The following is a 1,898-nucleotide window of genomic DNA, read 5'->3' on the forward strand; positions in this document are numbered from 1 at the left end:
CCCGCCGGCAGCCCAGTCGCCGCCAACCCGGTCGCCGACGCCCCGTCCTGCGTGCCGATCCGCCTTTCCGACGTCGGCTGGACGGATGCCGAAGCCGTCACCGCCGTCGCCGTGCGGCTGTTCGATGCGTTGGGATACCGGCCGCAGGCCCCGATGCTGACGCTGACGATGACCTATATCGCCATGCGCGACCGGCGGGTCGACGTGTTCCTGAGCAATTGGGAACCGTCCGGCCATCTCGCGATCGCACCCTTTCTGGCCGATGGCAGCGTGCAGCGCATCGCGACCAATCTGTCCGGCGCGCATTACACGCTGGCGGTGCCCGATTATGTCTGGAACGCCGGATTGCGCGATTACAAGGATATCGCCGCCTGGGGCCGGCGGCTGGGCTACATGATTTTCGGGCTGGAAGCGGGCAATGACGGAAACGCCCTCGTCCTGGCCATAATCCGCAACAACCAGTTCAATCTGGGCCGTTTCCGCCTGGTCGAAAGCAGCGAACAGGGCATGCTGTCGCAACTCGACCGCGACGTGCAGAGCCGCCGGCCGATCCTGTTCCTGGGCTGGGAGCCGCATCCGATGAACATGCGCTTTCCGATCCGCTATCTGACCGGGGGCGAGTCCGTGTTCGGGCCGGATGGCGGCGCCTCGGTCCATACCGTGATCCGCGCCGGCTACGGCGCAGCCTGCCCGAACGCGGTCCGCCTGCTGTCGCGCATCCATTTTACCATCCAGGACGAAAACACGATGATGCAGGCGATCCAGCGCGACCGCATCGACCCGTCCATCGTCGCCTGGCGCTGGCTGCGCGACCATCCGGCCGCATGGTCCGGATGGCTCGATGACGTCGTCACGCGTGACGGTCGCCCGGGGCGCCCGGCGGTGGCGGCAATGCTGGGGCGGCGGCCCGGGGGGTGATCGAATCGGTTTTTTCAGGGACCGTCCAGAAACCGATCGATCCGTCCCACGACCGCGCGCGGCTGTTCCCAGAACGGGTTGTGGCCGAGTCCGGGATAAATGGCCACCTGCGCGCCCGGCAGGGCGGCGATCAGGGTGCGGCGGACCTCCGGCGGCATGATCGGGTCCTTTTCGCCCCAGATCAGCAGGCAGGCCGCTTTCAGCCGGGCCAGGCCGGGCTGCGGATCGAAGCCGGTCAGGCCCTGATCCAGCACGGCAAGCCAGACGGCGGCGGGGATATGGGCGGACTCCACGCGCTGGCGCCGGATGAAATCGGGATCGACCGGCGTCGGAGACGACCACCAGGCGCGCATGAAGGCGGAATCCGGATCGATCGGGTCGCGCAGCCGGCTGATGGGGGTGCGGAAATCGAAGGCGGCCCTGCGCTCGGCCCGCTCACGCGGGGTGGGCGCGGCGGCCGGCCCGCCGGTCGAGGAGACCAGCACGACATGCTTCACGCGGTCGGGCCAGTTTTCGGCAAAGACCTGCACGATCAGGCTGCCCAGCGAATGACCGACCAGGTCGGCCCGCTTCAGGCCGAGATGATCCATCAGCAGGCGGATATCCCAGGCGAAATCGACCAGGGCGTAGCAGCAGCCGGGCTTGGAAGAGCGTCCATGCCCCCGCAGGTCGACGATGATCAGCCGGTCGCGCGGCGAGAAGGCCCAAAGGGCGGGAAACCAGTCCCGCGCGCTGTCGGTATAGCCATGGACCAGGATCACGGGCCGCCCGTCGCGCGGCCCGATGGCGATGAAGGCCAGGTCGATCCCGTCCGGAAGCGAAACGATCCGCCGGGCATCGTCGAACTGCGCCGGCGTTTCGGCACGGGCCGCCGTGGGGACGGCCAGCATCCCCGCGGCCATCCCCGCGACCATCCCCGCGACCGCCAGCGCGGCACGGACCAGGCACGCCCGGCTCATGACCGGCGCGGCATGGCGATG

At 68.9% G+C, this 1,898-nt stretch carries 2 protein-coding genes; one reads left to right on the forward strand and one right to left on the reverse strand.

The features are described from left to right. Positions 1-918 (forward strand): glycine betaine ABC transporter substrate-binding protein (locus HUK84_RS16605; protein WP_176641269.1); only part of this gene is annotated, 918 nt, incomplete at its 5' end. Positions 919-932: 14 nt separating this feature from the next. Here the strand turns inward: HUK84_RS16605 and HUK84_RS16610 are convergent. Continuing rightward, a partial coding sequence (locus HUK84_RS16610; protein ID WP_176641270.1) for an alpha/beta fold hydrolase occupies positions 933-1,898 on the reverse strand: 966 nt, incomplete at its 5' end.

The organism is Nguyenibacter vanlangensis (assembly GCF_013376155.1).
Classification (GTDB): Bacteria; Pseudomonadota; Alphaproteobacteria; order Acetobacterales; family Acetobacteraceae; genus Gluconacetobacter; species Gluconacetobacter vanlangensis.